The 25,563-nt window shown below is 68.6% G+C and carries 19 protein-coding genes; 9 read left to right on the top strand and 10 right to left on the bottom strand.

What is annotated here, in order from left to right:
- Positions 1-3: 3 nt before the first annotated feature.
- Positions 4-3,126 carry an efflux RND transporter permease subunit gene (locus ASC94_RS09100; protein WP_056393539.1) on the top strand — a complete coding sequence of 1,041 codons (3,123 nt, stop codon included), beginning with the start codon at positions 4-6 and terminating at the stop codon, positions 3,124-3,126.
- Positions 3,127-3,137: 11 nt separating this feature from the next.
- Positions 3,138-3,599 (top strand): GyrI-like domain-containing protein, encoded by a 462-nt coding sequence (locus tag ASC94_RS09095; protein WP_056393536.1) that lies wholly within the window; start codon positions 3,138-3,140, stop codon positions 3,597-3,599.
- A gap of 86 nt (positions 3,600-3,685) precedes the next feature.
- On the opposite strand, the gene ASC94_RS09090 is transcribed toward ASC94_RS09095, so the two are convergent.
- The 3 genes from ASC94_RS09090 to ASC94_RS09080 are packed head-to-tail and all read right to left on the bottom strand — an operon-like array spanning position 3,686 to position 8,078.
- Complete coding sequence (locus tag ASC94_RS09090; protein ID WP_082616368.1) at positions 3,686-5,122, bottom strand: efflux transporter outer membrane subunit; 1,437 nt, start codon at positions 5,120-5,122, stop codon at positions 3,686-3,688.
- A complete protein-coding gene (locus ASC94_RS09085; RefSeq protein ID WP_082616367.1) occupies positions 5,119-6,405 on the bottom strand; it encodes an HlyD family secretion protein in 1,287 nt (428 codons plus the stop codon). The genes ASC94_RS09090 and ASC94_RS09085 overlap by 4 nt, the downstream gene beginning before the upstream one ends.
- Positions 6,402-8,078, bottom strand: coding sequence for an MFS transporter (locus ASC94_RS09080; RefSeq protein ID WP_056393534.1), 1,677 nt, complete (start codon positions 8,076-8,078; stop codon positions 6,402-6,404). Before ASC94_RS09080 ends, ASC94_RS09085 begins: the two co-directional genes overlap by 4 nt.
- Positions 8,079-8,281: 203 nt before the next feature.
- On the opposite strand from ASC94_RS09080, the gene ASC94_RS09075 reads away from it, so the two are divergent.
- Positions 8,282-9,580, top strand: a complete 1,299-nt coding sequence (locus tag ASC94_RS09075; RefSeq protein WP_056393532.1) for a carbohydrate porin — start codon at positions 8,282-8,284, stop codon at positions 9,578-9,580.
- Between the two features lie 34 nt (positions 9,581-9,614).
- Here the strand turns inward: ASC94_RS09075 and ASC94_RS09070 are convergent, their stop codons facing one another.
- Positions 9,615-10,859 (bottom strand): ROK family transcriptional regulator, encoded by a 1,245-nt coding sequence (locus ASC94_RS09070; RefSeq protein WP_056393530.1) that lies wholly within the window; start codon positions 10,857-10,859, stop codon positions 9,615-9,617.
- A 215-nt stretch (positions 10,860-11,074) separates the two neighbouring features.
- On the opposite strand from ASC94_RS09070, the gene ASC94_RS09065 reads away from it, so the two are divergent.
- Genes ASC94_RS09065 through ASC94_RS09040 form a run of 6 tightly spaced genes read left to right on the top strand, consistent with a single transcriptional unit; the run spans position 11,075 to position 16,648 of the window.
- A complete protein-coding gene (locus ASC94_RS09065; RefSeq protein WP_056393528.1) occupies positions 11,075-12,067 on the top strand; it encodes a sugar ABC transporter substrate-binding protein in 993 nt (330 codons plus the stop codon).
- Positions 12,068-12,106: 39 nt separating this feature from the next.
- The gene (locus tag ASC94_RS09060) at positions 12,107-13,159 is read left to right on the top strand and encodes an ABC transporter permease (protein ID WP_082616366.1); all 1,053 of its coding nucleotides are present in this window, start codon (positions 12,107-12,109) and stop codon (positions 13,157-13,159) included.
- Positions 13,160-13,161: 2 nt separating this feature from the next.
- Positions 13,162-13,959 carry an ATP-binding cassette domain-containing protein gene (locus ASC94_RS09055; RefSeq protein WP_056393526.1) on the top strand — a complete coding sequence of 266 codons (798 nt, stop codon included), beginning with the start codon at positions 13,162-13,164 and terminating at the stop codon, positions 13,957-13,959.
- The gene (locus ASC94_RS09050) at positions 13,952-14,407 is read left to right on the top strand and encodes an RbsD/FucU family protein (protein ID WP_056393525.1); all 456 of its coding nucleotides are present in this window, start codon (positions 13,952-13,954) and stop codon (positions 14,405-14,407) included. Before ASC94_RS09055 ends, ASC94_RS09050 begins: the two co-directional genes overlap by 8 nt.
- Entirely contained in the window at positions 14,404-15,627 is a 1,224-nt protein-coding gene (locus ASC94_RS09045; protein WP_056393523.1) for an ROK family transcriptional regulator, read from the top strand. The genes ASC94_RS09050 and ASC94_RS09045 overlap by 4 nt, the downstream gene beginning before the upstream one ends.
- Before the next feature lie 40 nt (positions 15,628-15,667).
- Complete coding sequence (locus ASC94_RS09040; protein ID WP_056393521.1) at positions 15,668-16,648, top strand: PfkB family carbohydrate kinase; 981 nt, start codon at positions 15,668-15,670, stop codon at positions 16,646-16,648.
- Positions 16,649-16,797: 149 nt separating this feature from the next.
- On the opposite strand, the gene ASC94_RS09035 is transcribed toward ASC94_RS09040, so the two are convergent.
- The 6 genes from ASC94_RS09035 to ASC94_RS09010 all read right to left on the bottom strand — a co-directional run bounded on the left by ASC94_RS09035 (position 16,798) and on the right by ASC94_RS09010 (position 25,442).
- On the bottom strand, positions 16,798-19,101 hold the full coding sequence (locus ASC94_RS09035) for a catalase (RefSeq protein ID WP_056393517.1): 2,304 nt from the start codon (positions 19,099-19,101) through the stop codon (positions 16,798-16,800).
- Positions 19,102-19,221: 120 nt separating this feature from the next.
- Complete coding sequence (locus ASC94_RS09030; RefSeq protein ID WP_229417221.1) at positions 19,222-20,196, bottom strand: hypothetical protein; 975 nt, start codon at positions 20,194-20,196, stop codon at positions 19,222-19,224.
- Positions 20,197-20,276: 80 nt separating this feature from the next.
- The gene (locus tag ASC94_RS09025; protein WP_056393515.1) at positions 20,277-20,699 is read right to left on the bottom strand and encodes a hypothetical protein; all 423 of its coding nucleotides are present in this window, start codon (positions 20,697-20,699) and stop codon (positions 20,277-20,279) included.
- Between the two features lie 107 nt (positions 20,700-20,806).
- Positions 20,807-21,757: an alpha/beta fold hydrolase gene (locus ASC94_RS09020; protein WP_056393512.1), complete on the bottom strand. Its 951-nt coding sequence runs from the start codon at positions 21,755-21,757 to the stop codon at positions 20,807-20,809.
- Between the two features lie 187 nt (positions 21,758-21,944).
- Entirely contained in the window at positions 21,945-22,982 is a 1,038-nt protein-coding gene (locus ASC94_RS09015) for a LacI family DNA-binding transcriptional regulator (RefSeq protein WP_229417220.1), read from the bottom strand.
- A gap of 183 nt (positions 22,983-23,165) precedes the next feature.
- On the bottom strand, positions 23,166-25,442 hold the full coding sequence (locus ASC94_RS09010) for an alpha-glucuronidase family glycosyl hydrolase (protein WP_082616365.1): 2,277 nt from the start codon (positions 25,440-25,442) through the stop codon (positions 23,166-23,168).
- Between the last annotated feature and the right edge of the window lie 121 nt (positions 25,443-25,563).

Below are 25,563 nucleotides of genomic sequence, written 5' to 3'. Positions count from 1 at the left end.
GCAGTGAATTTCTCATCCCTCTCGATCAAGAATCCGATCCCGGCGATCATGCTGTTCGCCCTGCTGACCCTGGCCGGTCTGCTGGCCTACCGCGCCAACCCGGTGCAGGACTTCCCCGACATCCAGCTGCCCATCGTCACCGTCAGCGCCTCGCTGCCGGGCGCCGCGCCGGCCCAGCTGGAAACCGAAGTGGCGCGCAAGATCGAAGACTCGGTCGCCACGCTGCAAGGCATCAAGAACATCTACACCAAGGTCCTGGACGGCAACGCCACCGTGACCGTGGAGTTCATCCTCGAAAAGAACATCTCGGACGCCGTCAATGAAGTGCGCGACGCGGTGGCGCAGGTTCGCGCCGACATGCCGGGCGAACTGCGCGACCCCGTGGTCAGCAAGGTCACCACCGCCGGGCGCGCCGTGCTCACCTTCACCGCCGCCTCCAAACCCGGCGCCGGCCGTCCGCTGGACGATCAGGAACTGAGCTGGTTCGTGGACAACGACGTGGCCAAGAAGCTGCTCAGCGTGCCGGGCGTGGGCGCGGTCAAGCGCATGGGCGGCGTGTCGCGCGAGATCCGCGTGGAGCTCGACGACAGCCGCATGGCCGCCCTCAAGGTGTCCGCGCTGGACGTGTCGCGCCAGCTGCGCCAGGTGCAGAAGGAAGCGCCGGGCGGACGCGGCGACGTGAGCGGCGCCGAACAGTCGGTGCGCACCATCGGCACCGTGCAGACCGCCGCCGCGCTGGGCGCGATGGACATCCCGCTGCCGGACGGGCGCCACATCCGCCTCGACCAGATCGCCACCGTCAGCGACACCGTGGCCGAGCCGCGCGCCGTGGCCGAGCAGGACGGCAAGCGCGTGGTGGCCTTCGAGATCCTGCGCACCAAGGGCGCCAGCGAAACCCAGGTCGCCGCCGACGCGCAGAAAGCGGTCGACGAGCTGCGCGCCAGCTACCCCAACATCGAACTGAAACTGTCGATCGACAACGCCTTCCCGGTCGAGGAAAACTTCGACGGCTCCATGGAGCTGCTGTACGAAGGCGCGCTGCTGGCTGTGCTGGTGGTGTGGTGGTTCCTGCGCGACTGGCGCGCCACCCTGGTGGCCGCCGCCGCGCTGCCGCTGTCGGTGCTGCCGGCCTTCCTCGGCATGTACTGGTTCGGCTACACCCTCAACACCGTCACGCTGCTGTCGCTGGCCCTGGTGGTGGGCGTGCTGGTGGACGACGCCATCGTGGAAATCGAAAACATCTCGCGCCACCTGCGCATGGGGAAAACCCCGATGGAAGCGGCCATGGAAGCGGCCGACGAAATCGGTATGGCGGTGATCGCCACCACCTTCGCGCTGGTGGCCGTGTTCCTGCCCACCGCCTTCATGGGCGGCGTGCCGGGCCTGTTCTTCAAGCAGTTCGGCTGGACCGCCGTGCTGGCGGTGCTGGCCTCGCTGGTGGTGGCCCGCTTGCTCACGCCGATGATGGCCGCCTACCTGATGAAGCCCGTGGCCCACAAGGACGAGCAGGACGGCTGGCTCATGACGCGCTACATCACGCTGATGCGCTGGTGCCTGCGCCACCGCCACATCACCGCCATCGCCTCCGGCATCTTCTTCGTCGGCTCGATCATGCTGGTGCCGCTGCTGCCGACCGGCTTCGTGCCGCCGGCCGACCGCGCGCAGACCAACGTCAACATCGAACTGCCGCCCGGCTCCACGCTGGCAGAAACGCGCGCCGTGGCCGAGCAGACCCGCCTGGCCGTGATGCAGGTGAAAGGCATTACCGGCGTGTTCAGCTCCATCGGCGGCGGCTCCAGCGGCGACGCCTTCGCCCCCGGCGCTGCGGCCGAGGCGCGCCGCGCCGTGCTGACCCTGACCACGGTGCACCGCACCAAGCGCGATGAATCCCTGCCCGACCTGGAAACGCAGATCCGCGCCAGGCTGGATAACATCCCCGGCGCGCGCTTCAACGTCGGCCCGCCGGACACCGGCGTCAAGATGCAGCTGGTGCTGCGCAGCGAAGACCCGATCGCCCTGACCGACGCGGCCCAGAAAGTGGAGCGCGAACTGCGCACCATGAAGGGCATCGGCAACGTCAGCTCCAGCGCCTCGCTGGTGCGGCCCGAAATCATCGTGCGGCCCGACTTCGCGCGTGCCGCCGACCAGGGCGTGACCGCCAACGCCATCGGCGAAACGGTGCGCGTGGCCACCGCCGGCGACTACGACTTCGACCTGACCAAGATGAACCTGCCCGAGCGCCAGGTGCCGATCCGCGTCAAGCTGCCCGACACCGTGCGCGCCGACCTGGACGCCATCGGCCGCCTCACCGTGCCGGGCAAGAACGGCCCCGTGCTGCTCTCCACCGTGGCCGACATCAGCATGGAATCCGGCCCGGCCCAGATCGACCGCCTGAACCGCAGCCGCAACGTCACGCTGGACGTGGAACTGGGCCGCCGCACCCTGGGCGAACTCAATGAAGAAGCGCGCGCGCTGCCGTCGATGAAGAACCTGCCGCCGTCGGTGAAGATCGCCGAACTGGGCGACGCCCAGGAGATGGCCGCGCTGTTCGCCAGCTTCGGCCTGGCCATGCTGATCGGCGTGATCTGCATCTATTGCGTGCTGGTGCTGCTGTTCAAGGACTTCATGCAGCCGGTGACCATCCTGGCCGCGCTGCCGCTGTCGATCGGCGGCGCCTTCGTGGCGCTGCTCATCACGCGCAACGCGCTGTCGATGCCGTCCATGATCGGCCTGATCATGCTGATGGGGATCGTCACCAAGAACTCCATCCTGCTGGTGGACTACGCCATCCTGGCGCGCCAGGCCGGCATGAACCGCTTCGACGCGCTGGTGGACGCCTGCCACAAGCGTAGCCGGCCGATCCTGATGACCACCATCGCCATGGGCGCCGGCATGATGCCGCTGGCGCTGGGCTGGGGCGCCGACCCGAGCTTCCGCTCGCCGATGGCGATCGCCGTGATCGGCGGCCTGATCACGTCCACGCTGCTGAGCCTGCTTGTGGTGCCGGCCGTCTTCACCTACATTGACGATCTGGAAGGGCTGCTCAAGCGCCTGCGCGACAAGCTGCGCCGCCACAAGCACGCGCCAGCCCCGGCCCCGGTCGCCACCAGTGAAATCGCCAAATAAGGAGGATGGTCATGGAAATACGCGTCATTGAGATACCGCCGGCCAAGGTCGCCTACCTGCGCTACACGGGCCCGTTCGGCCCGGCCATCGGCAGCTTCTGGAGCGACGTCTTCAACCCCTGGCGCGCCGCGCACGGGCTGATGGCGCGCACCACCTACGGCGTGGCGCAGGACGACCCGTCCACCACGCCGCCGGAGCGCTGCCGCTACGACGCCTGCGTGGAAGTCGAAGCCGGCTACCAGGCCGAAGCGCCGGCCGCCACGGCGCAGCTGCCTGGCGGCCGCCACGCTGTCGCGCGCTACCGCGGCGACGGCAGCGACATGAGCGCCGCCTGGGGTACCTTCTTCAGCCAGGCCCTGCCCGCCAGCGGCCTGGAAATGCGCCCAGGCCCCTGCCTGGAGCGCTACCCCGCCGACTACACCGAAGACGCCGCCGGCGTCTTCGAATGCGAGCTCTGCATCCCGGTCAAATAAGCCAGGTTTCCGCACACCCAAATGGGGTCAGGGTTAATTAATTTTGCAACTAGTTGCAAAATTAATTAACCCTGACCCCATTTTCGCTAGGGCTGCCAGCCGCCGCCGAGGGCGCGGTAGAGGTCGACCGAGGCGACCAGGATGCGGGTCTTGAGCTGCAGCCGCTGCACGTCGGCGTTGTAGAGGGTGCGCTGGGCGTCCAGCTCTTCGAGATAGGAGGCGTAGCCGTTGCGGTAGCGGTTGCGCGCGATGCGCAGCGTTTCGGCGGCCGTGGCGCGGCGGGCGTCGTTTTGCACGGCTTGCTCGCGCAGGCGCTGGATGGCGCCCAGGCTGTTGTCGGTTTCGGCGAAGGCGGCGCGCACCGCGCTTTCGTAGGCGTACACGGCCTGGTCGCGCGCGGCGGCGGCGGAGTCGGTCTGCGCCTGCACGCGGCCGCCTTCGAAGAGCGGCGCGGCCACGGCGCCGGTCAGGCGCCATAAATGCGTGGGGTCCTTGATGAAATCGCTGAACACGGCCGATTGCAGGCCGCCGCTGGCCGTCAACCGGAACGATGGCAGCAGCTGGTCGCGCACGGCTGACAGCGTGGCGTTCGCGGCCAGCAGGTTGTGCTGGGCGCGCGCGATGTCGGGCCGGCGCAGCAGCAGCTCGGACGGCAGGCCGCCGGGCACGGGCGGCGCTGCGAGGTCGGACAGCGGCGCGCCGCGCGCGATCGGACCGGGATTGGCGCCGGTGAGGATGGACAGGGCGTTTTCCTGCTCGAAGATCTGGCGCTGGAGCTGCGGCACCTGCTCGGCGGCAGCCTGGTATTCGGCCTGCGCCTGCAGCCATTCGAGCCGCGAGCTGTAGCCGACTTCGAACTGCCTGCGCGCCAGCTCGCGCGATTCTTCGCGCAGCTTGAGCGTGGCTTGCGCGAGGTCGAGCTGGGCGTCCAGGCCGCGCAGGTTCAGGTAGCCGGATGCGGCGCTGGCGGCGATCGAGAGCGCGGCCGCGTCGGCGCTGGCTTGCTCGGCGGCGTAGGCGGCGCGCGCGGCATCGGTCAGGTTGGCCAACCGGCCCCACACGTCGATTTCGTAGCTGGCCTGGATTTCGGCCTGGAACAGATTGGTTTCGTAGGGCACGCCGTTGTAGGCCAGCGTGCGGGTGCGCGTGGGGCTGCCGCTGGCGGTGACTGCCGGCAGCTCGCTGGCGTGGGCTGCCGCCACGCGGGCGCGGTAGTCGGCCACGCGGGCGCGGGCGATGCGCAGGTCGCCGTTGCGTTCCAGCGCGGCGGCCACCAGGGCGGTCAGCGCGGGGTCGCTGAAGCCTTGCCACCATTGCTGCTCCACTGGCCGCGCGCCGCTGTCGGGGCCGATGCGGCTGCGCCAGTCGGCCGGCGCCTGCAAGCTTGCTTGCGGGGGCGGGCCGACCTTGGCGGCGCAGCCAGCCAGCAGCAAGGCGGCCAGCACCAGGCCAGCGCAATCAGCGTACCCGCTGCAAGCCCTGCGGGCGGTACGCGCAAGGCGGGGTGGCACTGCGCCGCTCATGGGCGGGCTCCGCCGGGCGCGCGCGGCGCGGGCACAGAGCCGTGCGTGGCGGCTGGGGATGCAGCTGGCGATGCTGCTGCGGCTGGGGGCCCGGGCGCGGGCTTGGCGGTGCGCGGCCTGGCGGGCACTTCGTCTTCGCGCACGGACGAGGTGTCGATGCTGACGATGACGGACATGCCGGGCCGCAGCCGGTGCGCTTCGCCCTGTCCGCCGTCGATCCGTATCCGCACCGGGATGCGCTGGGCGATCTTGACGTAGTTTCCGGTGGCGTTGTCCGCCGGGAGCACGCTGAATTCGGATCCGGTGGCGGGCGAGATGCGCTCCACCTGCCCCGTCATGACGGCGCCGTCCAGCGCGTCCACCTTGAAGGTGGCGCTCTGGCCGACGCGCACGGCGTTCATCTGGGTTTCCTTCAGGTTGGCGATCACCCACATCTGCCGTGGCACCAGTCCCATGAGCTGTGCGCCGCTGTTCACGTAGGCGCCCTGCCGCACCGTCACCTGCCCGAGCTGGCCGTCGGACGGCGCGGTGATGCGGGTGTTGTCCAGGTCCACCCTGGCCGCTTTCAGCGCGGCTTCGGCATTGGCCACCGCCGCCTGCAGCGACAGCTTGTTGACCACCACCGCCTGCGCGGACTGCTTCGCGATCTCCAGGCTGGCACGCGCCTGCGCCACGGCGGCGGCGGTTTGCGCCTTGCCGGCCTTTTGCTGGTCCTGTTCGCGGATGGACAGCGAGCCGTCCGCCACCAGCGCTTCCACGCGCTTCAGGTCCGCCATCGAACGCACGGCCTGCGCTTCGGCATTGGCCAGCGCGGCCTGGTTCAATGCGATGCTGGCTTCGGCGCTGCGGTGCGACTGCTCCCAGTTGGCCAGCGCGGCCTTCTGCGCCGCCAGTTGCGCCTGCGCCTGTTCGTAGCGCTGCTGGTAGATGCGGTCGTCGATCTGCACCAGCAGGTCGCCCGCTTTCACGAACTGGAAGTCCTGTACGTTCACGGCCACGACGTAGCCGGACAACTGGGTGCCGATCACCGTCACCTGTCCGCGCACCAGCGCGTTCTCGGTGGTGACGATGGGTGTGCTGAACGGCGGCAGGCGCCAGGCGTACAGCACCACCAGCACGCCGGCCAGCGCCACCAGCAGGAAGCCGGCGGCGGACAGCCATTGCTGGCGCCTGCCGGGCTGCGGCGGGGCGGGCAGCGTGGGCGCGGCAGGCGCTGCGGCGGGAGCGGCGGGAGCGGCGGCCTGGTCGGCCTGGCTGGGTTCTGGCTGCGTGTTTGTGCTCATTTCGATCCGGAGTTATTGAGGGAGACTTGGGCCATGGCGCTCTGCGCGTTCTGCGCCGGCACCGCCGGCCGGCAGGCGGTGCAGATATTCCACAGGTGGTGCAGCAGCATCCAGAGGATGGTGGCCAGCGCCACCACGGCGATCATCAGGAACACGTCGTTATAGGCCAGGATGTTGGCTTCGCGCGTGGCCGCCGCGCCCAGCTGCGCCACGCCCAGCGCGTTGCGGGTGCCCGGATCGGCCAGCGTTCCGGCCAGCGCCGCGCCGCCCGCCTGCACGCGCGCCGCCACTTGCGGGTCCAGCAGGGTCAGGTGCTCCACCAGCTGGCTGGAATGGAACTTCTCGCGCACCACCTGCACCGTGCCGACAATGGCAGATCCCAGCAGGCCGCCGATGTTCTGCGACATGGTGAACATCAGCGAAAAACTGATCAGGTTGCGCGGCGCGGCGATCACCGCGCCAAAGCCGGAAACAAAGGTCGGCCCCAGGAAGAAGGTGCCGCCGAAGGCCAGCAGGAACTGGCTGAAGTACATCTGCTCCGGCCGCGTGAGATTGGAGGCGCGGCTGTCCATGAAGGCGCCCACGGCCATCATGGCCAGCGCGATCATCAGCGAGGGCTGGATGCGCGCCGGGGTAATGGTCAGCGCGCTGACGGCAATGCCGCCCACGCTGCCCACCAGCGTGATCAGCCACAGGGTCTGCATCTGGTCGTTGTTCAGGCCCAGCGCCTGCAAAAAGCCCACCGTGCCCGCCGCTTCGGACTGCACGATGCGGATCAGCAGCACCGACGCGGCCAGCCGCAGCATCATGCCGGTGCTGAGCCAGCGCGTGTTGAGCAGCGGCGCGGCGCGGTTGTGCTCCACCAGCAGCGCCGCCGCGATCAGCACGATGGAGCCGGCCAGGCAGTAGCCCAGCCAGGCCGACTCGAACCACCACACGGTGCGCCCCAGCGCCAGCACGGCGCACAGCAGCGCCACGCCGGGCGCGAACAGGCCGAAGGTGACGAAGTCCAGTTTCTCGAACGCTTTCACGCGGTCGCCCGGCGGCAGCTTGAGCAGCAGCACGCAGCCCATGGCCAGCAGCGCCAGCCCCAGTTCGAAGAAGTACAGGCCGCGCCATTCGCCGATTTCCAGCAGCTCCGACGAGAACAGGCGCGCCATCGGCAGCGCCAGCTGCGGGAAGCCGACCCCGATCACCACCGCCTTGAGCCGGTGCTGCGCGGGGAAGGCCTGCAGCACGTAGTACAGGCCCAGCACCGTGAGCGCCGCCCCGCTCATGCCGTGCGCGGCGCGCACTGCGATGGCGGAGGCCAGGCCGTGCACGAACAGGTGGGCCAGTGTGGCCAGGGCGTACAGGCCGAGGAACAGTTCGGTGAACAGCTGCAAGCCGTACTGCTGGCGGAATTTCACCAGCAGCAAATTCATGGAGACGTTGGCCATCACGTAGGCGGCCGGCAGCCACGCGATTTCTGCCGCGTACACGCCCAGCGAACCTTGCGCATACGGCAGGTTGACGGTGACCAGCGCGTTGCCCAGGCCGCCGGTCAGGGCGACGATGAAGCCGACGATCAGGTAGGCGAGGCGGCGCCGGTCCGAATGCAGCGGCGTGGAGGGGGAACCCGGCAACAGCGGGCGTTCATGCGGTAGCCATGTTTGCGGTGCGTATACGTCCATGCATCGTCGCCGTAGTGGTAAGCCTTGCCGTGAGCATAGCACTGCGCCGGAGTTACGTCCCCCCGCCAAATGGATGACCGCGCGCGGCCCGGCCTGTTGTTGTAATTGCACCGCATTAAATAAAACTTATTGATTTAATTAGTCGGCTGACGCAAACTCGTCTCCGCTGCACCCAAAATCCATAAGAAAATTCAGGAGACAACATGACCGCACTACCCCGCAAAGCGCTGCCTTTGGCGTTCGCGCTCGCCCTTGCATCCGGCGCCGCACAGGCCGACGCCTATCCCAACGACACCGAAGGTTTCCACGGCTATATGCGCGCCAGCGCAGGCAGCAGTTCCCGCCACGGGCCGCTGAGCTGCTACGCGCTAGGTGGCCCCACCGCCTACTACCGCCTGGGCAATGAATGCGATTCCAACGCCGAATTCGGCTACACCAAGGAATTGGCCAAGGCAGACAATGGCGTGAGCTTCGTCGGCACGCTGTGGGTGAATGCCTACGCGCCGGCATCGGACTTCCGCGGCGCCAAGCTGGAATTGCTGAAGGGGTATGTCGAAGCGAAGGGCCTGCCCTTCCTGAACGGCGGCACCGCCTGGGTGGGCAAGCGCTATTACTACCGTCCCGACATCCACATGCTGGATATGCAGTACATCAACATGAATGGCACCGGCGGCGGGCTGGACAAGATTCCGCTGGGCGCGGGCAAGTTCAGCTACGCGGTGTTCAAGGACAACGACACCAACGCCACCGGGGCCGGCGGCGCCATTGTCAACACGCCGTCCGCGCTGCGCCAGAACCTGCTGTACCAGGATTTGCCGGTCAATCCGGGCGGCACCATCGACGCGGCGCTGACCATCGTCACGGCCGGCGGGCGCAACCGCTCAGCGGGGGCCCCCGTCCAGGGCCAGGGCGACCACGGCCACGACGGCTGGGCGATCGGGTTGTTCCACCACCAGAAGGTACTCGGCGGAACAAATATGGCAGGCTTCCAGTACGGCAGCGGCCCGGGCACCGGCATCGGCGTGTGCTGCGTGCGCATGGGGCCGGCCGGCAGCACGGCGCTGGGCTCGGACGTGACCCGCGTGCGCCTGTTGGAAGACCTGGTGATCCAGCCGACGCGCCGCTTCAGCATGGAATTCGCCGCCGTCTACCAGAAGGACAAGGCGGACGACGTGGCGCTGCGCAACACCTGGACCACGCTGGGCGTGCGGCCGGTGTACGCCCTGCTGCCCAACCTGAAGCTGCAGGGCGAACTGGGCGTGAGCGCGCTCAAGCAGGAAAGCACCGGCCAGACCGCGCGCCTGACCAAGCTGACGCTGGCGCCCGCCATCTCCCTGGGCGAAAGCTACTGGTCGCGCCCGGAACTGCGCTTGTTCGTCAGCTACGGCAAGTGGAACGGCGCCGCCACGCCGCTGGTCAACGCCAGCAACAACGGCGGTCCGGTGTACGGCAATGCCACCAGCGGCACGTCGGCCGGCCTGCAAGTCGAGGCGTGGTGGTAGGCGCGTGAGACGGATGTGGCCGCGTATGCGTGCATCAGGCGTCGAGCTTGAGGAACAGTTCGCGGTCCGGCGCGAAATTGGCATACAGCGGCAGCAGCGCGCCGCCCAGGGCGCGCGCGTCGGAACCAATGGAACCGGTGTGCACGGCCGGCCGCTGCACGCCTTCCCAGTTGTAGCGGTCCAGCGCGCCGGTGACCGCCACCATCAGCTGGTCGAGCAGCGCGCGGCTGCATGAACCGTCGATGATCACGCCTTCCGGATCCAGCATGCAGCTGGCACTGCTCACCGCCATCGCGATGGCTGCCGCCGCCTGCTCCAGCCAGCGCGCGCTGTGCCCGGCCCACGGCGCCTGGGTGGCGCGCTCGTCATAGGCGGCAGCCGGATCCAGGCCGGCTTCCTCGTACAGGCGCTCCAGTCCCAGCAGCGAGGCGGTCGACAGCAGCTGCGCCGGCGCCTTGCCGTCCGGCGCGGCCACGCCCACCGGCAGCGAACCGACGGCGCCGGCATTGCCGTGCAGCCCGGCGTACAGGTTGCTGTCGATGACCAGGCCGCCGCCGATGAAGGTGTCCACGAACAGATACAGGAAACTCTTGACGCTGCGCCCCCGGCCCGCCACCAGTTCGGCCACGCAGGCGGCTGCGGTATCCTTGGCGAACATCACCGGCAGGCCGGTGTCGCTTTCGATGCGCTGCGCGATGTCGAGCCGGTTCCACAGCCCGGCCTGGCCCGCCACCCCCATCAATTCCTGCCAGCTACCCAGCGACAGCGGGGCCGCCACGCCGATGCCGAGGATGCGGCCGCGCAGCTCCGGCGCCAGCGCGGCCTGCATCGCGCGCACCTGCCCGGCAATCACCTGGAACACCTGCTGCGGGTCCGGAAAGCGGTAGGCCTGCGAATGGCGCATGCGCACGGTGTTGGTGAAGTCGAGCAGCAGCACGTCCAGGCTGCGGCGGCCGATCTTGACGCCGATCGAGAACGCGCCGTCCGGTTTCAGCGCGATCGGCACCGAGGGCTGGCCGATCTTGCCGCGCAGCGGTTCCAGTTTCATCACCAGTCCGTCATCGGCAAGGCGGGCGATGATCAGCGCCACGGTCTGCGTGCTCAGCGTGGTCAGCCGCGCCAGGTCGGCCTTGGGCAGGCTGCCATGCAACCGGATCGCCTGCAGCACCACGCGTTCGTTGAACTGGCGCATGCCGGTCTGGTTCGAGCCCCGTGGACGCAGATTGTCTGCGCCGCCCTCGTCTGGAGCGGGTGCCGCCGGGCTGTGGTGTTCCTGCATGGGTGAAGCTCCTGCGCGCGCCTGGCCGGGATTGGTCGGGCAAAACGCGAGCTTAGCGTTGTTGCAAGCAAGCGTCAATCCGGGCAAGGCTGGCGCGATTAAATAAAAGCACTTGATTTATTAATTGTGCAGGCATATATTTCAGTCAGCGCTTTCGCGCCACCCTGCCCGGCTCGCTCCGGGCAGCGCGACCAATAAACCAACCGGAGACACGCATGAACGCAAAGCATTGCATCGCAATGGGCTTGATCGCATCCGCCGCCGCCCACGCCGCCGCCCAGGAAGCCGTGATCGGACTGATCACCAAGACCGAAACCAATCCGTTTTTTGTGAAGATGAAGGAAGGCGCGCAGCATGCCGCCAGGCTGCAGGGCGCCAAGCTGCTGACGGCGGCCGGCAAATCGGACGGCGACAACGCTGGCCAGGTGACGGCCATCGAGAACATGGTGTCGGCCGGCGCCAAGGCCATCCTGATCACCCCCAGCGACGCCAAGGCCATCGTGCCCGCCATCAAGCGGGCGCGCGAACAGGGCGTGATGGTGATTGCGCTTGACAGTCCGGCCGATCCGGTCAGTGCCACCGACGCGCTGTTCGCCACCGATAACTTCAAGGCCGGCCAGCTGATCGGCCAGTACGCCAAGGCCGCGCTGGGCGGCAAGCCGGCCCGCATCGCCACGCTGGACCTGTTCCCGGGCCACCCGGTCGGCATCGCGCGCCACAACGGTTTCCTGGCCGGCTACGGCGTGGCCGGCATCGACGCCAGGACCATCGCCCCGGCCAAAAGCGCGGAGGTGGTGTGCATGGCGGACAGCTACGGCGACCAGGGCAAGGGCCAGACCGCGATGGAAAACTGCCTGCAGAAAAACCCGGACATCAACGTCGTCTACACCATCAATGAACCGGCGGCGGCCGGCGCCTATAAAGCGCTGAAGGCGGCCGGCAAGGAGAAGAACGTGCTGATCGTGTCGGTGGACGGCGGCTGCGCCGGCGTGCGCGACGTCAAGGCCGGCGTGATCGGCGCCACGGCGCAGCAGTACCCGCTGAAGATGGCCGGCCTGGCGCTGGACGCCGGCGTGGCCTACGCCAAGACCGGCAAGAAGGCGACCGGCTACGTGGACACCGGCGTAACGCTGGTGACCGACAGGCAGATGCCCGGCGTTGACAGCCGCGACACCGCCTTCGGCCTCGGCGCCTGCTGGGGCAAATAAGCCCGCCCGCCGTCCCGTCCACCCAGACCAAGGAATCCCATGAATGCCCAACTCAAGCCGGCGCCTGCGCCCGCAGCAGTGAATGCCAGCCCGGCCAGCCCGGCCACCCCGCCCTCCGCGCCCCTGCGCCCCGGCCTGTCGCGCCTGAAGGACTTGCTGCCCCCGGTCACCGTGCTCGGCCCGCTGATCGCGCTGCTGGCCTCCGTGCTCTTTTTCGCCACCCAGTCCGAGCGCTTCCTGAGCGGACAGAACTTTTCGCTGATCCTGCAGCAGGTGATGGTGGTGGGCGTGATCGCCCTCGGCCAGACCCTGATCATCCTCACCGCCGGCATCGACCTCTCGTGCGGCATGGCGATGGCGCTCGGCTCGGTCGTGATGACCAAGTTCGGTGTCGACTACGGCATGCATCCCTACGCGGCCGTGCTGTGCGGCATGGCCGCCTGCGTGCTGATCGGCTACGTCAACGGCGCGCTGGTCACCTCGATCAAGCTGCCGCCCTTCATCGTTACGCTGGGCACCATGAATATCGCCTTCGCCGTCACGCAGATCTACTCGCAGGCGCAAACCGTGACCGGCCTGCCGGAAGCGATGACCTTCTTCGGCAACACCTTCCACCTCGGCCAGACCAGCGTCACCTACGGCACCGCGCTGATGCTGGGGCTGTACGTGCTGACCTGGCTGGTGCTGCGCGAGACCGCGCCTGGCCGCCACCTGTACGCGGTGGGCAACAATCCGGAAGCGGCGCGCCTGACCGGCATCGCCACCGGACGCGTGCTGCTGGGCGTGTACATGATTGCCGGCCTGTTCTACGGCATCGCCGCGCTGCTGTCGGTGGCGCGCATGGGCGTGGGCGACCCGCAAGGCGGGCAGACCGACAACCTCGACAGCATCACTGCCGTGGTGCTGGGCGGCACCAGCCTGTTCGGCGGGCGCGGCTCCATCGTGGGCACCCTGGTCGGCGTGCTGATCGTGGGCGTGTTCCGCAACGGCCTGACCTTGATGGGCGTGCCCTCGGTCTACCAGATCCTGGTTACCGGCGTGCTGGTGATCCTGGCAGTGGCCACCGACCAACTGACGCACAAGAAAGGCTGACCATGAGCTCCACCCAAGATGCATCCCATGTATTCCAGGCGCGCGGCCTGGTGAAACGCTACGGCGGCGTGACCGCCCTCGACGGCGCCGACTTCGACTTGCGCGCCGGCGAAATCCTGGCCGTCATCGGCGACAACGGCGCCGGCAAATCCTCGCTGATCAAGGCTCTGTCCGGCGCCATCGTGCCGGACGAGGGACAGCTGCGGCTGGACGGCGAGCTGGTGCAGTTCAAGTCGCCGATCGACGCGCGCCGCCATGGCATTGAAACCGTGTACCAGGACCTGGCCGTGGCGCCGGCCATGACGATTGCGGAGAACCTGTTCCTGGGCCGTGAAATCCTGCGCCCCGGCCTGCTGGGCAAGTGGCTGCGCCTGATCGACAAGAAGCGCATGCTGGAAGAAGCGGTCGGCCACATGCAGGACCTGAAGATCGGCATCCGCTCCATGCAGCAGGCGGTCGGCACCTTGTCGGGCGGCCAGCGCCAGGGCGTGGCGGTGGCGCGCAGCACCGCGTTCGCCAAGCACGTGGTGATCCTGGACGAGCCCACCGCCGCGCTGGGCGTCAAGGAAGGCAATATGGTGCTGGAGCTGATACGGCGCGTGCGCGACAAGGGGCTGCCGGTGGTGCTGATCAGCCACAACATGCCGCACGTGTTCGAGATCGCGGACCGCATCCACATCCAGCGCCTGGGCAAACGCGTTGCCGTGGTCAATCCCCAGCACATCAGCATGTCCGATACCGTGGCCGTGATGACCGGCGCCAAGGACCCGCGCGACCTGCCGGAACTGGCCCATGCTTAAAGGAATCGATCCCCTGCTCACGCCGGAACTGCTGAAGATACTGGCCGAGATGGGGCATGGCGATGCCGTCGCCGTGGTGGACGCCAATTTCACCGCCGCCTCGCTCGGGCGCGGCAAGCCCGTGGTGCGCCTGCCGGGCGCCAGCCTGGCGCGGGCCTGCGGCGCCGTGCTGTCGGTGTTCCCGCTGGACCTGCCGGGCCGGCCGGTGTCTTTCATGGCCGTGTCGGCGCAGCCGCCGGAGCACCGCTCGGCGCTGCAGCGCGAGCTGGTGGCCTTGTGCGGGTCGGCCGGCGCGGCGGCGCCGGCCCAGTGCGAGGCGGTCGAGCGCTATGCCTTTTATGAGCAGGTGCGGCAAGCGCACGCCATCGTGCAGACCGGCGAATTGCAGCCCTACGCCAATTTCCTGTTCCGCAAGGGCGTACTGGCCGGCGTCCCGGAGGACAGATGACGCCGCGCGGCGACGCCGCCTGGCTGCGGCCGCGCGGCTCGAACCAGAGCGGCATGAGCCAGTACAACGAACGCGTGCTGCTGCAGGCGATCCGCCTGCACGGCAGCATGCCGAAAGCCGGCCTGGCGCGCCTGACCCGGCTCAGCACGCAGACCGTGGCGCTGATCATCGACCGCCTGCTCGATGAAGGACTGGTGCGCAAATGCGCGCCGCAGCGCGGCAAGGTCGGGCAGCCGTCGGTGCCGATCACGCTCAACCCGGATGGCGCCTGGTTCATCGGCATCAAGATCGGGCGCCGCAGCGTCGACCTGCTGCTGGTCGATTTTTGCGGCCAGGTGCGCGAACGCCGCTCGGCCGCTTACCGCTATCCCGACCCGGACCTGCTGTTCGGCCAGATCGGCGCGCAGCTGCAATCGCTGCGCGGCAGCCTCGGGCCGGGCCGGGCCGCGCGCCTGAGCGGCATCGGCGTCGCCGCGCCGCTGGGCCTGGGCGGCTGGCAGGCAGTGCTGGGCGGCGCCGCGCCGCAGGCCGGCCGCTGGGAGCAGGTCGACATCCGCGCCGAAGTGCAGGCACTCAGCGAGGTGCCGGTGGTCTTCGCCAAGGACACCATGGCCGCCTGCGTGGCCGAACTGGTGGCCGGGCACGGGCGCAGCGTGCACAGCTTCCTGTACATCTTTGTCGGCACCTTCATCGGCGGCGCGCTGGTGCTCAACAGCGGCGTGCACGCCGGCCTGAAAGGCAATGCCGGCGCCCTCGGCTCGCTGCCCCTGGCGCTGGCCTGCGGCGGCGGGGACGTTCCCGGCCAGTTGCTGAGCGCGGCCTCGCTGTTCACGCTGGAGCAGCTGTACGCCGCCGCCGGCCTGGACGACAGCGCCGCCTACGACGCACGCGCCCTGCAGGCGCCGTGGCTGGCGCACACGCAGACCTGGCTGGACGGCGCCGCGCGCGCCATCGCGCTGGCGCTGTGCAATGCCAACTGCCTGCTCGACCTGGACCAGGCGGTGCTCGACAGCTCGGGCCACCCCGCCCTGCTGGCGCGCCTGCTGGAGCGCACCGCGCAAGCGCTGGCGCAATACAGCTGGGAAGGCGTGCGGCGCCCGTCCCTGCTGGGCGGCGTTATCGGTGCGGACGCGCGCGCGGTGGGCGCTGCGCTGCTGCCGCTGCACGCCAATTTCGCTCCCGACCGCGAACTGTTTTTGAAGATATTGAACGCGGCCTAGCGGCCGCCCAGATTGATCCCCCTACAACAGGAGAAGCAACATGGTAGTGACATTCGGCGAAGCACTGGTGGACATGATAGAAATGCCGGACGGCCGCTTTGCCGCCGCGCTCGGCGGAGCCGTGTGCAATTTCACCATCGCCGCCGCGCGCCAGGGCATGCAGGCGACGTATCTCAATCCGCTGTCGGCGGACAGCTTCGGCCAGGGCTTCGCGCGCCTGCTGGCGCGGGACGGCGTGCTCCTGGGCAGCCCGGCGCGCAGCGCCAGGCCAACCTCGCTGGCCATCGTCACCCTGGATGCCGACGGCTCGCCCAGCTATGTCTTCCACCGCGAGGGCGTGGCCGACCGCGACATCCGGCCCGGGCAAGCGCGCGCCGCGCTGCCGGCCGGCATGCGGCTGTTCCACACGGGCGGCCTGGCGCTGGTGCCCGACGATATCGACGCCACGCTGGACGTCATCGGCGCGGCAGCGTCGGCAGGCGCACTGATCTCGGTGGACGCCAACGTGCGCCCGCTGGTGTGCGGCGACCTGGCCTCCTACGCCGCCGGCGTGCAGCGCGCGCTCGCCGTGGCGGACCTGATCAAGGTCAGCGAGGAGGACCTGCTGCATCTGGGGTATGCCGGCATGGCGCCGCTGGCTGCCGCGCGCATGCTGCTGGAAACGCTGGACGTGAAGCTGATCGCGCTGACCCTGGGCGCGCAGGGTGCGGTGCTGCTGTCGCGCCGCGCCTGCGCTGCCGTCGGCGCGCCCGAGGGCATCCGGGTGGTGGACACGGTCGGCTGCGGGGACAGTTTCCTAGCCGGGCTGGTAGCCAGCCTGGACTCGGCCGGCATGCTGTCGGCAGTGGCGCTGGACGAGGCGGACGCCGCCACGCTGGAACTGGCGGCGCGCTACGCGGTGGCCAGCGCCAGCATCAACGCCATGCGCGAAGGCTGCAATCCGGCCACCGCCGCCGAGACGGCGGCCTTCCTCGCGCAGCAGCCAGCGGGCCAGGACGCCCGCGCCGCGCAAGCAGCCTGAGGCGGCACGCCTTGCCGCAGCGGCCCTTGCTGCCACGGCAGCGGCCCCCTGCCCTCGCGGCGCGGGCCGGACGCCGCGCCGGATCCAGCACCTGATCCGCAACCTGATCCGGCACCTGATCCGGCACCGGCGTCCCGGCGCGGCGGCCGTCAAACCAATGGCGGATCGGTTTCCCTGTCGAACACGCGGTGGCCGGCCAGCGCGGTCTTGAACGCGGCCAGCGCGTCGGCCAGGTCGGACGGGTCGGTGCCGATCAGCGCCGGGTCGTCCGAACCGTCGGGCAGCTTGGGCGGAATGCCCGCCTTGCCCAGCAGCGCGGTGCCCGCGCCCACCGCCAGCAGCGGCTTGCAGTGGCGGTATTGCTGGCGCACGAAGTCCAGCGCCAGCGCGTCCTTGCTGAGCTGCTCGGCCGCCGCCGCGCCTTCCGGCACGGCCACCGCGTCAAACAGCACCGGCGGCGCGTTCTCGAACGTCTTCTCGACCGGCAGCAAGGCACCGCTGGCGGTGCAGACCGGGTTAAGCGTGCCCGCCACCAGGTGCGGCACCGCCCCTTCCTTCAGCAGCGCGGACTGGATGGCCTGCACGATGGGGCCGTCCACGCCCGGCGCGATCAGGATGGCTACCTGGCGCGTCTTGATGCCCTGCTCGCCCGGCCGCGCCAGCAGCGACAAGGCGGGCGACGGCGGATAGTGCGGCAGCGGCAGCGTGGTGGCCAGCGGCTGCGGCGGCGGCACCCGGATGCCCAGGCCGGACGCCACGCCGTGCGCCAGGGTGGCGTCCACGTTGACCAGCATGGACAGCATGCGCTCGCGGATGGCGGGCACCTGCACCTTGCTCAGCTCAAAGCGGAAGCCGCCGACGATGTGGGCCTGCTCGGCCGGGCTCTGGCTGATCCAGAACAGGCGCGCCTGCGAATAGTGGTCGGCGAACAGCTCGGGCTTGCCGCGCACCTTGTCTTCCGTCACGGCCTGCTCGCGGATGCTGGTGAAGCCCGCCATGCCGGCCTGGAAGGGGCAGCCGCCGCCCAGCGAATTGGGCTCGTACGACACCTTGCCGCGATGAATGGCCTGCCGGTGCATGCCGTCGCGCTGGTTGTTGTGCACCGGGCACACCGGCGAGTTGATCGGAATCTCGTGGAAATTCGGCCCGCCCAGGCGGCTGATCTGCGTGTCCACATAAGAGTGGATGCGCCCCTGCAGCAGCGGGTCGTTGGTGAAGTCGATGCCGGGAATGATGTGCGCGGTGCAGAAGGCCACCTGCTCGGTTTCGGCAAAGAAGTTGTCCGGATTGCGGTTCAGCGTCATGCGTCCCACCGGCTGCACCGGCACCAGTTCCTCCGGCACGATCTTGGTGGCGTCCAGCACGTCGAAGGGGAAGTTCTCGGCCTGCTCCTCGGTGAAGATCTGCAGCCCCAGTTCCCACTGCGGATAGGCGCCCGCCTCGATGGCTTCCCACAGGTCGCGGCGGTGGAAGTCCGGATCGGCGCCCATGATCTTGTTGGACTCTTCCCACACCAGCGAGTGCGTGCCGGCCAGCGGCTGCCAGTGGAATTTGCAGAACACGCTCACGCCGTCGGCGTTCACCAGGCGGAAGGTGTGCACGCCGAAGCCCTGCATCATGCGGTAGCTGCGCGGGATGGCGCGGTCGGACATGTGCCACATCAGCATGTGCATCGACTCCGGCATCAGGGAAGTGAAATCCCAGAAGGTGTCGTGCGCGCTGGCCGCCTGCGGGATGCCGTTGTGCGGTTCCGGTTTCACCGAGTGCACCAGGTCCGGGAACTTCATCGAATCCTGGATGAAGAACACCGGCATGTTGTTGCCCACCAGGTCCCAGTTGCCTTCGTCGGTGTAGAACTTGACGGCGAAACCGCGCACGTCGCGCGCAGTGTCGGACGAGCCGCGTTCGCCGGCCACGGTGGAAAAGCGCACGAACACCGGCGTGCGCTTGCCGGCCTGCGCGAACGGCGCGGCCCGCGTGACGGCACTCAGGTCCTGGTAGGACTCGAAGTAGCCGTGCGCCGCCGAACCGCGCGCATGCACGATGCGCTCGGGGATACGCTCATGGTCGAAATGGGTGAGCTTCTCGCGCAGGATGAAGTCTTCCATCAGCGTGGGTCCGCGCAGATGGGCTTTCAGCGAGTTCTGGTTGTCGCCCACCGGCACGCCCTGGTTGGTGGTCAGGCGCTGGCCGCCGGCGTCGGTGCGCACGCGTTCCAGGTTGCCGTCGTTGGGATTGACGCCCAGCGGCGGCACGCCGCCGCCCACCTTGGGCGAGCTTTGCGTTTCCGACGCGGTGCCGGCGGTGGCCGGTGGCGCGCCCGCGTCCACGTGCATGCCTTGCGGAGGGGTGCGCGCCGCTTCGCCATGCTCGGCGGGCTTGTTGGCGTTGTAGGCGATGCTGGCCGACAGGTCGATGGCGCTGGCCGGCTGGCCTTTTTTCGTATTGGTCATGAGATCCTCAAAAAATTCAACGGAACAGGGCAAGCAGGATGATGATGGGCAGCGGTATGCCGAGCATCCACAGCAGGATCGAGCGCATGGCGGTCTCCTCTCCTTGAGATATTGGTGGGATCAGCGGCGCGGCAGCGGACCGTCCGCGTCGCGCAGTTTGCCGCCGAAGGTGGCGGCCCAGCTGGCGATGAAGGCGCCCAGCAGCAGGGCCACGAACATCCACAGCGCGGATTGCGCGCCGGCCTTGCGGGCTTGCTCGGCGGCATTCCTGGCGGCGTTTTCGGCGTCGGTGCGGGCTTTCAGCAGGCGGGCATGGACGTCGTCCACGCGGCGCTCGGCCTCGGCCTGCTCCACGCCGGTGCGCTTGGCGACCAGGCGCGCCAGGTACTGGCGGTCGTCCGCAGCCATGGCAGGGCCGCCGACAGGCTGTTGCAGCAGGATGCGGCCCACTTCGGCGCGCAGGGCACCGTTGTCGGTTTCCGGCGCGGGCGTATCGGCGCGCAGCAGCATGTCGGAGTAGTAGGCGGCCGGGCCGGCAGCGCCGCCCTTGCCTGCCGCCGGGCCAGCACCGGCACCGACGGTGGCGCCGGCCGCAGTAGCTGCGGTGGCTGCTGTAGCCGCAGTGGCTGCGGTGGCGGTGGCTGCGCCGGCGTCAATCGCCCCGCTCAGCGCTGCGCGCACCGCGCCCGCCATCAATGCGGCGGTCAGCAAGGTGGCCACGGCCCAGGCCAGCAGGCCGTGTGCGGTATCGCGGAAGTAGACTTCGTCGCCGTGGGTATTGGCCCACCGGACGCGCAGCCTGCCGGCCAGGTAGCCACCCACGCCCGCCGAAGCGAGTTCCATGAAGGCCACCCAGATGATGGCCGACTTGCCGATCGGCGCGTCGTTGTAGGACCAGGGGGAAACGCCGGACAGGCCCAGGCCCACGCCCAGGATCAGCAGGATGAACGAGAGTGCGGCGGCCGCCAGTGCGCCCGCCAGCACCGCGCTCCAGGACACGCCGGACTGTCCGGATTCGGCTGGCGGTATCACGGCGATGCCGGTGGCACGTGGTGCATCGGAAGCGGAAATAGAACCGGGATTGGAAGTGTGCATGCAGTTCTCCGGCCGGCGGCGCGGGGAACGCGGCCGCCGGCAATCAGGCTTACAGGATCTTGCTGAAGCGGGCCGGATGCTTACTTGCGGCCGCCCAGCAGCTTGGACAGGCCATAGCCTGCGGCCACGGCCAGCAGTACCGACGTCGCGGGGCTGGTGCGCACGTAGTTGCGCCCCGTTTCGGCGAAGCGGGTGTAAGCCTCGCCGAGCTGCTTGGCGCCGGTGGCGGCTTTATCGCTTACCTGGGTTGCGGTGTCGGCCACGCGGTCAACTGCCGTGTGGGCTGCGCCAACCAGGCGGTCGGCGGTGGGCGTCACTTTTTCTGCCATCTTGTCCACGGTGGCGTGAGCGGAGCTGGCCAGGCGGTCCGCAGTGGGCTGCACTTTCTCAGCGGTGCGGTCGATGGCGCTGTGGATGTCGGCGCGGGTGTCGCGGCTGAACTGGGTCGCGGCGTCGCGGGTGGCGTTGCTGGATTTATCCGTGCTGTTCGTAGTGTTGTCCATGATGATTCCTCGGTGTCGTTGATGGGCTTCATTGCCTGAGTAACGATATGCCGATCAGTTGCCGCACACCGTGCGGCACCTAACAAACACCGGGGAATCTGCTGAGCTTACTCGATGAAGCCCAGCAAGGCGGGTATGGTCTGCTCGGGTGCTTCCTCCATGATCCAGTGGCCCGAACCCTTGATGATGCGGCCATCCACGTTGTCCGCCACCAGCTTGCCCTGGTTGATGAGGAAGTCGCCGCCCGACTTTTCGCCCGCCAGCACCAGCATGGGCATGGTCAGCCTGGTCTTGCCCAGTTCCGCGAATTGCTCCGCGTCCTGCGGGAAGGTCTTGAAGTACTCGAAGCCGGCGCGCACGCCGCCCGGCTGGGCGTAGGACGCGGCATACAGCTTGCGGTCCGCTTCCTTGATCGATTTGGTCTTGTCGGCGGCGAAGTCGTTCCAGAAGTGTTCGAAATAGGTGCGTTCGCGGCCGGCCACCAGTTTTTCCGGCGTTTCGCCGAAGAAGTGGAAGTGCCACAGGTCGCGCAGCAGGAACATATTGGTCCAGTTGCCGATGCCGGGCAGGAAAGCGTCCATCAGCGCGACTTTTTTGGTGTCGGCCGGGTACTGGGCGGCATAGGCGTAGGCCACCATCAGGCCGATGTCGTGTCCCACCACGGTGGCAGGCTCCTTGCTGATAGTGCCCACCAGCTCGTGGATGTCCTTGGCCATATTGGTTTTCAGGTAACCCCCGGCCGCTTTTTCCGAGCCGCCCACGCCGCGCATGTCGGGCACGATCACGGTGTGGGTCTTGGCCAGCTCGCCCATGATGGGCTTCCACATATGGCTGGTCTGGGTGTAGCCGTGCAGCAGCACCACCGGCGTGCCCTTGCCGCCCACCATGTAGTGGATCTTGGTACCGTTCACGGCGGCGGTCTTGCTGGTGAAGCCGGCCGGGGCGGCGGCCGGGGTGGCGGCAGGAGCGGCGAAGGCGCTGCCCACGGCGGCGGCCACGGTGACGGCGGCGGCGCCGCGCAGGATGGTACGGCGAATCTGGCTGAATACGATGCTCATGCTATTGCTCCCGAGTTGATTGGCGCTGTCGGCGACTGCGCTTCCATGGACACACTATATGATTCACTGATCAGGCAATCAATCGCAAAGGTATGAAGTTATCGTTCATTATTTATGAAGGATAAACGCGAAAGCCCGCCTCCAGCGTAGCGGTACGCTGGAGGGGACGCATCACTCTTTAGGGTGTTTAAGGCTTGGCGGCGAGCTTGATGGGCGGACGCATGCGCGGCGCGGCGTCGGACTGGCGCCGGATCAGCGAAAAGTCCATCAGCACGTGCTCGGGCGCTTCCGGCGCGCCGTCGCGCAGCGCGCGGATCTGGCGCACCAGGTACTGCACCGCCGCCTCGGCCATGCCGGTGATCGGCTGCCGCACGGTGGTCAGTTCCGGCCAGATGGTGGTGGCCAGGGCCGTGTCATCGAAGCCGGCCACCGTCAGGTCGCCCGGCACGTCCAGGCCGAGCCGGTGGGCAATGGCCACGGTGGCTGCCGCCATGTCGTCATTGCTGGCGAAGACTGCGGTGGGACGCTGCTCAAGGCCCAGCAGCAGCTCGGCCGCGTCCAGGCCGGAGCGGTAGGTGAACATGCCCTGCACGATCAGTTCCGGCGAGTCCTGCACGGTGCGGTCGGCGATGGCGGCCTTGAAGCCGGCCAGGCGGCGCGCGCTGGCGGTCTGGTTGGGGTGGCCGATGACGAAGCCGATGCGCTGGTGGCCCAGCGTGATCAGGTGCGAGGTCATGGCGTAGGCGGCCTGGTAGTCGTCGATGCTGACGGCGCACACGCGCGGGTCTGGCTGGCCGCAGGCCACCGTGACGGCCGGCAGCGAGGACTTGGCGATCATGTCGATCAGGCCGGGCATGTCGCACAGCGGCGGCGGCAGGATGATGCCGTCCACGCCGTTGTCGATCAGGCGCTGCGTCTGTTCCTTCCAGTGCTCGCCGGCCTCGCACTTCTCCACCACCAGCTGCACGTTGTTCAGGCTGGCCTGGTTCAGCAGGCCGACCAGGAACTCGCTCAGGTAGCCCGCGCTGGGGTTGCTGTACAGGAAGCCAATGCGGATAGGCCGCGAGCCGGCAAGGCGGCGGGCGGCCTGGTTGGGCACGTAGTTGAGCGCAGCCACAGCCTCGTCCACCTTGCGGCGGGTGCTCTGGCGCACCTTGGTGTCCCCGTTCATCACGCGCGAGACCGTCATCGGCGACACGCCGGCCAGTTTCGCCACGTCGGACATGGTGGGGACGCCTGAGCGGGATTCCGGTCCCGCTGCTGCTTTCGCCTTAGTTCTTGCCATCTGCTCAGAAAACCTGTGTTAAAAAGTGGACTTTACCACAAGCTGCCATGCTAAAACTGTCCGGCCATACAACAAACGGTCACATTTATGTTACCGCAATCATTTGGCCGGACCACCGTCCCGCTAGCCGCGCCCGGGGGCGTAGGGGAACTTGAGCGACTTGTAGTACTCCAGCGGCATGCCCGGCGCCTTCACGCCGGCCGGCAGCGGCAGGCCGGACACCGACTGGAAGTAGGCCACGCTGGCGTCGCGCCACCACACCGCTTCCGCGTACTGCTTGTTGAGCAGGACCGCCACGTCTTCATGCCGCCGCGCGTCCACCATGGGCTTGAGCCGCGCCCAGCGCTGGCGCATCTCGTCCGCCTGCGCCACGCCACTGTCGTAGCGCGCCAACAGTTCATCCCACAGCTTGCGGCCGGAGGCCATCTTGTAGTCCCACGGCAGGTGGTGGAACCACAGCAGCATGGATTCCGGCGTGGTGCGCGGATCGGCGTACTGGCGCGCCAGCGCCGGCGCGTACTGGGCCACCGCATTGCTGCCGCTGGCGGTGCGGTCGAAGCCGATGCCGCCCTGGTCGGCGCGGTGGTAGTAGACCGGGTTCCAGTCGGGGCGCTCCAGGTTGGCCACCCAGGGCGCCGGGCCGTGGTGGTGGCCGGTGCCCATCAGGTGGTGCAGGCCGAGCGGCGTCATGTAGTTCACCACCGCTTCGCGCGACATCATCATCAGGTCGGTGATCTGCGCCACGGCGGCCGGCTCGGACGAGAAGGTCTGCGCGGCCCACTCGCGCGCCAGCGCGCGGGCGTCGGCCTGCGGGTTCCAGGCCAGGCGGCCGAAGGCGTACCAGTTGGCCTGGTCGAAGTGCGAGCCGCTCCAATTGCGCTCGCTGCCGATGTTGGCCACGCCGGCGATGCCGGTCAGGCGCGCGGCGCCGTCTTCCTTGCGCGCGCTCTGCTGCGCGCCGGCCTCCAGGATCTGGGCCACGGTGGCGCTGCCGCCGCCTGGGCCGGCGTGCATGTCGGTGGCCAGGGTTTCCTGGTACATGGTGCCGAGGTAGGCCAGGTGGGTGGCGTAGCCCAGGTATTCCTTGGTGATCTGGAATTCCATCATCAGCGGCGTCTTCGGCATGGCGCCGAACAGCGGGTGGGCCGGTTCGCGCGGCTGGAAGTCGATGGCGCCGTTCTTCACTTGCACCAGGACGTTGGGGTCGAAGGCGCCGTCCAGCGGCTTGAACTCGTCATAGGCCTGCTTGGCGCGGTCATCCGGCTTCTCGTGCGCGTACACGAAGGCGCGCCACATGACGATGCCCTTGTGTGGCGCCACGGCCTTGGCCAGCATGTTGGCGCCATCGGCGTGGCTGCGCTTGTAGTCCTGCGGGCCGGGCTGGCCTTCCGAGTTGGCTTTCACCAGGAAACCGCCGAAGTCGGGGATGGCCTTGTAGATTTCGTCGGCCTTGGCTTTCCACCAGGCCGCAACGGCGGGATCGAGCGGGTCGGCGGTCTTGGTGGCGCCCAGTTCCAGCGGCGTGGAGAAGCGCGCGGACAGGTAGACCTTGATGCCGTAGGGCCGCAGCGAGTCCGCCACGGCGGCGGCCTTGGCGATCCATGGCGCGGTCAGGATGTCCGGCTTGGAGTTGACGTTGTTGAGCACTGTGCCATTGATGCCCAGCGAGGCGTTGGCGCGCGCGTAGTCCACGTAGCGGCGGTCGCGCACTTCGGGCAGCGCCCACCAGTTCCAGATAGACTCGCCGGCGTAGCCGCGCTCCACGGTGCGGTCCAGGTTGTCCCAGTGGTTCAGCACGCGCAGCGTCAGCTTGGGGGCGGAGCGTTCGTCCAGTGAAGCCAGTTCCGCGCGGGCGGCCGCGCCGGTGCCGATCTTGCGCAGCAGCGCGAAGGAGCCGTACAGCAGGCCGATGTCGCTGTTGGCGGCGATCAGGGTGACCTTGCGGCCCTGCAGGTGCGTGCTGCGCAGCAGGTAGCCTTCCCGGCCCAGGGTGTCCAGCTTGAGGCCCATGGAGGACAGCGCGGGCAGGGTCGCGGGCGTGGCCAGCACCACGGCGCCGTCCTGCACGGACGCGGCCAGCGGCGGATCCTTGCCCAGCAGGCCGCCGAGGCCGCGCTGCAGCTCGGCCACAGCCGCTTGCAGCGGCGTGGCGGGAGGCGCGGCGGGGCTGCCGCCGGCGGCGCCGGTACCCGCAACGGCGCCGGGGGCCACGATGGCGCTGGCCACGGGGCGCACCTGCACGCGCGCCGCCTTGTCGAGCGGGCGGTAGCGCAGCCAGAGGTCGTAGCCGTCTTCCACCGCGCCCGGCGCGCTGCTTGAAGCGCTTGCCGGCGCTGCCGGCATGCATAGCGGCAGCAGCACCGCGAGCATAGGCGCGAGCGCCTTGAGTATTCGTTTCATTTTGTCTCCGTTGTGGACCTATGGTTGCGTAATCTTGGGGCCGCTGGCGGCTCCGGCGGGTTACGCGCAGCTAACCCGCCCTACGGTGTTTCGGTGTTTCGGTGTTTCGGTGTTTTCGGTG

Origin of the sequence: Massilia sp. Root418 (assembly GCF_001425265.1) — a bacterium.
Taxonomy (GTDB): Bacteria; Pseudomonadota; Gammaproteobacteria; order Burkholderiales; family Burkholderiaceae_D; genus Rugamonas.
The sequence above is the reverse complement of the archived record's forward strand: the minus strand, read 5'-3'. Positions and strand labels throughout refer to the sequence as shown.